General features: G+C 74.8%; 5 protein-coding genes and 1 pseudogene. 5 read left to right on the top strand and 1 reads right to left on the bottom strand.

What is annotated here, in order from left to right; genetic code table 11:
• The first annotated feature begins 53 nt into the window (after positions 1-53).
• From ACFUEL_RS32865 to ACFUEL_RS32880, 4 genes are all read left to right on the top strand, one after another.
• The gene (locus ACFUEL_RS32865; RefSeq protein WP_380240755.1) at positions 54-986 is read left to right on the top strand and encodes a carbohydrate ABC transporter permease; all 933 of its coding nucleotides are present in this window, start codon (positions 54-56) and stop codon (positions 984-986) included.
• A 1-nt stretch (position 987) separates the two neighbouring features.
• Entirely contained in the window at positions 988-1,884 is an 897-nt protein-coding gene (locus ACFUEL_RS32870; protein WP_380240757.1) for a carbohydrate ABC transporter permease, read from the top strand.
• 57 nt (positions 1,885-1,941) lie between these two features.
• Positions 1,942-2,988, top strand: a complete 1,047-nt coding sequence (locus ACFUEL_RS32875) for a LacI family DNA-binding transcriptional regulator (RefSeq protein ID WP_380240759.1) — start codon at positions 1,942-1,944, stop codon at positions 2,986-2,988.
• 167 nt (positions 2,989-3,155) lie between these two features.
• The gene (locus ACFUEL_RS32880; RefSeq protein ID WP_380240761.1) at positions 3,156-3,791 is read left to right on the top strand and encodes a DJ-1/PfpI family protein; all 636 of its coding nucleotides are present in this window, start codon (positions 3,156-3,158) and stop codon (positions 3,789-3,791) included.
• Between the two features lie 71 nt (positions 3,792-3,862).
• Here the strand turns inward: ACFUEL_RS32880 and ACFUEL_RS32885 are convergent, their stop codons facing one another.
• Positions 3,863-4,777: an RNA polymerase subunit sigma-70 gene (locus ACFUEL_RS32885; protein ID WP_380240763.1), complete on the bottom strand. Its 915-nt coding sequence runs from the start codon at positions 4,775-4,777 to the stop codon at positions 3,863-3,865.
• Between the two features lie 144 nt (positions 4,778-4,921).
• Between ACFUEL_RS32885 and ACFUEL_RS32890 the strand changes: the two are divergent.
• Positions 4,922-6,171 (top strand): annotated as a pseudogene (locus tag ACFUEL_RS32890) (ABC transporter permease); the annotation flags it as partial.

Here is a 6,171-nt window from a genome sequence, read left to right on the forward strand (position 1 = left end):
GCGGCGGACCGGGCCACGAACCCCCTCACCCCCCAAGGCACTTAGGAGCCGCCATGGCCTCCCCTCCCCCGCCGCCCCGCGCCGCCCTGCGGCGCCGCGGCTCGCTCGCGCCGTACGGCTTCCTCGGCCCGGCGACCCTGCTGTTCACGCTGTTCTTCGCGCTGCCGATCGGCTTCGCGGTGTACCTGAGCCTGCGCGCCGTGAAGGTGAAGGGCCTGGGCCTGGGCTCGCACGCCCGCACCGAGGTGTGGGCGGGGCTGTCCAACTACACCTCGGCGCTGGCGGATTCGGAGCTGCTGTCGGGTTCGGGCCGGGTGCTGCTGTACGGGGCGCTGCTGGTGCCGACGATGCTGGGCGCGGCGCTGTTCTTCGCGCTGCTGCTGGACGTGCCGCGGGTGCGGTTCGGGGCGTTCTCCCGGCTGGTGATCTTCCTGCCGTACGCGGTGCCGGGCATCGTGGCGTCCACCCTGTGGGGGTTCCTGTACCTGCCGCAGGTCAGTCCGGGCTACTACCTGCTGACCCGGGCGGGGATGAGCGGCCCGGACCTGCTGCACGGCGACGGGCTGTACCTGGCGATGGCGAACATCGCGGTGTGGGGCGGCACCGGCTTCAACATGATCGTGATCTACACCTCGCTGCGGGCGCTGCCGGCCGAGCTGTACGAGGCGGCCCGGCTGGACGGCTGCTCGGAGCTGCAGATCGCGCTGCGGGTCAAGATCCCGCTGGTGGCGCCGTCGCTGGTGCTGACCTTCTTCTTCTCGATGATCGCCACGCTCCAGGTGTTCGCCGAGCCGATGACGCTCAAGCCGCTGACGAACTCGATGAGTTCGACCTGGTCGCCGCTGATGAAGGTGTACCGGGACGCCTTCGTCCAGGGCAACATCTACTCGGCGGCGGCCACCTCCGTGGTGATCGCGGCGGCCACCCTGCTGCTCTCCTTCGGGTTCCTGAAGCTGGTCAACAAGCGTGCCAACGGAGGCAGTTGAGATGAGTACCACCACCGCTGCGGCCCCCCGCCGGACCGCCCCCGCGCTGCCCCCGAAGCCGTCCGCCCCACGCCGCACCGCCTGGACGCCGACCCTGCTCCTGCTGCTGGGCGCGGTGTACTGCCTGGTGCCGGTGGTCTGGGTGGTGACGGCGGCGACCAAGAGCCGCGAGGAGCTGTTCACCACCTTCACCTACGCGCCCGGCACCGGCTTCTGGGGCAACCTGGTCGAGCTGTCCTCGTACCGGGGCGGCGTGTACTGGCAGTGGATGGCCAACTCGGCGCTGTACGCGGGCGCGGGCGCGCTGCTGTCGGCGTCGGTGTCCGGCGTGACGGGCTACGCGCTGGCCAAGTACCGCTTCCGGGGCCGTTCGACGGTGTTCAACGTGCTGCTGGCGGGCGTGCTGATGCCGCCGATCACGCTGGCGGTGCCGCAGTACCTGCTGATGTCGAAGGCGGGCCTGGCGGACAGCTACTGGTCGGTGCTGCTGCCCAGCATCCTGTCCCCGTACGGCATCTACCTGTCGCGGATCTACGCCGAGGCGGCGATCCCGGACGAGGTGGTGGAGGCGGCCCGGGTGGACGGGGCGCGGGAGTGGCGGCTGTTCCGGAGCGTGGCGCTGCCGATGATGGTGCCGGGGCTGGTGACGGTGTTCCTGTTCCAGTTCGTGGCGATCTGGAACAACTTCCTGCTGCCGTACATCATGCTCGGCGACGACCACAAGTTCCCGGTGACGGTGGGCCTGTACTCGCTGCTCCAGCAGGGCGCCAACGAGCCGGCCATGTACACCCTGGTGATCACCGGCGCGCTGCTGTCGGTCCTGCCGCTGATCGCGCTGTTCCTGGGCATGCAGCGGTACTGGCGGGTCGACCTGCTGTCCGGCGCCGTGAAGTCCTGACGGGCCGCCAGTACAGTGACCCCGACACCTCGATCTGCAACAAGGACCTGCATCCCGATGACGGAACCAGTGCCCCGCGGCCGGGCGGCCGGACGGCCGAAGCGCCCGCCGACCATCCACGACGTGGCCGCGGTGGCGGGCGTCTCGCGGGGCACGGTGTCCCGGGTGCTGCAGGGCGGGCACAACGTCAGCCCGGCCTCGCAGCAGGCGGTGGAGGCGGCGATCGCCCAGCTCGGGTACGTGGTGAACCGGGCGGCCCGCAGCCTGGTCACCCAGCGCTCCGGCTCGGTGGCGTTCCTGCTGACCGAGCCGCAGGAGCGGTTCTTCGAGGACCCGAACTTCACCACCCTGCTGCGCGGCTGCACGGCGGCGCTGGCCGAGCACGACATCCCGCTGCTGCTGATGACGGCGGGCGACGACGCGGAGCGCCGCCGGGTCACCCGCTACCTGGCGGCGGGCCACGTGGACGGGGTGCTGCTGGTCTCCTCGCACCGCGGCAACCCGATGATCGAGCACCTGCGCGAGGCGGACATCCCGATGGTGTGCTGCGGCCGCCCGCTGGGCCAGCGCGGCCGGGTGCCGTACGTGGCGGCGGACGACCGCGAGGGCGCCAAGGACCTGGTGCGCCACCTGCTGGAGTCGGGCCGCAGCAGGGTCGCCACCATCGCCGGCCCGCAGGACACCCCGGGCGGTGTGGAGCGGCTGTCCGGCTACCGCGAGGTGCTGGCCGAGTACGGGCTGCCGGTCGACGAGCGGCTGGTCGCGCAGGGCGACTACAGCCGCTCCGGCGGCGAGGCCGCGATGTGCGAACTGCTGGAGCGCGTACCGGAGTTGGACGCGGTGTTCGTGGCCTCCGACCTGATGGCGGACGGCGCACTGTCGGCCCTGGAGCACGCCGGGCGCAGCGTCCCGCGGGACGTCGCGGTGGGCGGTTTCGACGATTCGCCGGTGGCGCTGTCCACCCGTCCGCCGCTGACCACGATAAGGCAGCCGTGGGACCGGATCTCCGCCGAGATGGTCCGCCTGCTGCTGGACCGGATCGCGGGCGAGGAGGCGCCGACGGTGATCCTGCCGACCGAGCTGGTGGTGCGCCGCTCGACCTGAGTGGCGCGGATGCGGATGCGGATGCGGACCTGGGTCCGGGCCCGGGTCCGTGTCCGTGGCCGTGTCCGCAGGAGTGGGGAACGCGTCCGTGCCGGTCCTGGCCGCCGCCGCGCGGCCGCTGCCAGGCTGGTGGCGCACCGTCCACCACCCGCCGAGAGGGGTCCTTGATGAGGATCGCCGTCCTGCTCTACCCGGACTTCACCGCCCTGGACGCCGTCGGCCCGTACGAGGTGCTGGCCCGGATGCCCGGCGCCGAGGTGGTGTTCGTCGCGCGGCGGCGCGGCCCGGTCCGCAGCGACCTGGGCAGTCTGGCGCTGACGGCGGACGCCGCGCTGGACGAGGTCGGCGCGGCCGACCTGCTGCTGGTGCCGGGCGGTCCGGGCTCGACCCGGCAGCACGAGGACCCGGCCGTCCTGGAGTGGCTGCGCGCGGTGGACGCGGGCAGCACCTGGACGGCCTCGGTGTGCTCGGGGTCGATCCTGCTGGCGGCGGCCGGGCTGCTCACCGGGCGGCGGGCCACCACGCACTGGTTCGGCCCGGAGGGGCTGGCCGCGTTCGGGGCGGTGCCGACCGACGAGCGGGTGGTCTTCGACGGCAAGTACGCGACGGCGGCCGGGGTGTCGGCCGGCATCGACCTGGCCCTGCACCTGGCGGGGCGGATCCACGGCGACGCGGTGGCCCAGTCGATCCAGCTGGTCACCGAGTACGACCCGCGGCCGCCGTACGACGCGGGCTCGGTGGCCACCGCCCCGCCCGCCGTGGTGGCGGCGCTGCGCGCGAACGGCCTGGTCGTCCGCGCCTGACCGCCCGCGCCCGGGAGCACCGGGGAGCACCCGAGAGCACTGGGCGACGGCCGGGCCACGGCCGGGAGCGCCTACAGCCGCGGCGGCAGGTCGAACAGGCCCAGCACGGCGGGGTCGGTGTAGACGGTGTTGCGGGTGACCAGCCCGTCGGCGACGTCCAGCAGTTGGACGCTGTGCAGCCGGCGCCCGGCGCCGTCGGGGGCGTACGCGGCGAACGCGGCCTGGCCGTTGGCGCCGACGGGGCGGGTGCGCCAGCCGGGGCCCCACATGCCGTAGACCCGGTCCATGAACTGCCCGTAGTGCAGCGGGCCCCGGAACCACAGCGGCAGCGGCGGCATCTCCAGGACGGCGTCCCGGGCGAGCAGGCCGACCAGCGCGGGCACGTCGGCGGCCTCGAACGCGGCGAGGTAGCGGTCGACGACGGCCCGCCGGCCGGGGTCGTCCTGCTCCCTGACCCGTTCCGCGTCGACGTCGCCGAGGGCGGCCCGGGCGCGCTGCAGGGCGCTGTTGACGGCGGCGACGGTGGTGTCGAGCTGTTCGGCGACCTCGGCGGCGCTGAACGCCAGCACCTCGCGCAGGACGAGGACGGCGCGCTGCCGGGCGGGCAGCAACTGCACGGCCGCGACCCAGGCCAGGCGCAGGTCGGTGCGGGCGGCGGCGTCGAGGCGGGCGTCGGGGAAGGGCTCCAGCCAGGGCACGTCCGCGGCGGGGGCGAGCGGTGCCCCGGTGTCCTGGCCGGGGGCGCCGAGTCCGGCGGGCAGCGGGCGGCGGGCGCGTCCTTCGAGGGCGGTGAGGCAGGCGTTGGTGGCGATCCGGTACAGCCAGGTGCGCACCGAGGCGCGGGCGGGGTCGTAGCGCTCGCGCGCGTTCCAGGCCCGCAGCAGGGTCTCCTGGACGAGGTCCTCGGCGTCGTGGAAGGAGCCGGTCATCCGGTAGCAGTAGGCCGTCAGTTCCGTGCGGTGCGCATCGAGTTCCACGGCCCCCATCCTGCCGCACCCCGGTGACCGGCCCGTGCCGCGCCGGTCCGGGTGCCCACCGGTTCGTGCCGGACTCTTCCGATTCCGGTCGGACTCTGACAGAGTCGTCCGCTATCCGGTGCTCCGGTGGGCCGGAACGGGGGGTACTGACACATGCTGGGCTTCGTCCTGCTCCGGCTGCGCGGGCGGTTGCCGCTGGCGGCCGCGGTGCTGTTCACGGTGCTGACCGCGACCACCGTGCTGACCGTGCTGGTCGCCTTCGACCGCACCGTGGCCGAGGCGGGGGTCCGCCGGGACTTGGACGGCGCCGGCCGGGCCGCCGTGCTGCTGGGCGCCGACCACGGGCTGGAGGCCCGGGGCGCGGACGACGCGGCGGTGGCCGCGCTGGGCGCCGACCTGTTCGACGGGCTGCCGGTCTCCGTGCGCTCGCTGGCCCGCAGCCGCGCGTACGGCCTGCCCGCGGCCGGCCCGTCCGGCACCGGCCAGTCCGGCCCGGCGCACGAGGTGGACCTGACGGTGCTGGCGGCGCTGGACCGCGACCGGGTCCGCCTGACCGCCGGGCAGTGGCCCGCGGCGGGCGACGGCACAGCAGGCGACGGCACGGCGGGCGACGGCACGGCGGGCGACGGCACGGTGGTGCGGGTCGCGGTGCCGGAGAGCACGCTGTCCCGGCTCGGCCTGACCGGGAGCGCGCTGCCCGCCCGGGTGGTGCTCTCCGACCGCTACAACGGCCCGCCGCTGACCGTCGAGGTGACCGGCGTCTACCGGGCCGAGGACCGGGACGCGCCCTACTGGCGGCTGGACCCGCTGGGCGGCCGGGAGGTGCAGGTCCGGGGTTTCACCACCTACGGGCCGATGCTGGTGGACGACCGGGCCTTCACCTCCGGGCTGCTGCCGCAGGGCGGCCGGAGCACGCTGCTGAGCGCCGACTTCGCGGGCGCCGGCCGGAGCCGGATCGACCGGGTCGGGGAGCGCGCCGACCGGCTGGCCGAACTGGTCCGGCGGGACAGCCCCGGGCTCCAGTCGCAGACCGAACTCCCCGCGCTGCTGGCCGAGTTGCGGGCGGCGACGCTGGTCACCGAGTCCGGCCTGCTGATCGGCGCGCTCCAGCTGGTGGTGCTGGCCGGGGCGGCGCTGCTGCTGGTGGTGCGCCTGGTCGCGGGGCGGCAGGCCCGGGAGGACGCGCTGCTGGCCGCCCGGGGCGCGACCCGGGGCCGGCTGGCGGCCTGGACGGCCCTCGAGTCGCTGCTGCTGGCGCTGCCCGCCGCGCTGCTGGCCCCGCTGCTGACCGGCCCGCTGCTGCGGCTGCTGACCGGCTACGGCCCGCTGGCGGGCCTGCCGCTGGGGCACGCCGGCACCGCCGTGCGCTGGCCGGCGGCCGCGCTGTGCGCGCTGCTGTGCGT

The organism is Kitasatospora sp. NPDC057198 (assembly GCF_042670125.1).
Lineage (GTDB): Bacteria > Actinomycetota > Actinomycetes > Streptomycetales > Streptomycetaceae > Kitasatospora.

Bases quoted from the DNA above. Each gene is read 5' to 3' on its own strand.
- ACFUEL_RS32880 (WP_380240761.1), top strand. From the start codon at position 3,156: ATGAGGATCGCCGTCCTGCTCTACCCGGACTTCACCGCCCTGGACGCC.
- ACFUEL_RS32875 (WP_380240759.1), top strand. From the start codon at position 1,942: ATGACGGAACCAGTGCCCCGCGGCCGGGCGGCCGGACGGCCGAAGCGC.
- ACFUEL_RS32885 (WP_380240763.1), bottom strand. From the start codon at position 4,777: ATGGGGGCCGTGGAACTCGATGCGCACCGCACGGAACTGACGGCCTAC.
- ACFUEL_RS32870 (WP_380240757.1), top strand. From the start codon at position 988: ATGAGTACCACCACCGCTGCGGCCCCCCGCCGGACCGCCCCCGCGCTG.
- ACFUEL_RS32865 (WP_380240755.1), top strand. From the start codon at position 54: ATGGCCTCCCCTCCCCCGCCGCCCCGCGCCGCCCTGCGGCGCCGCGGC.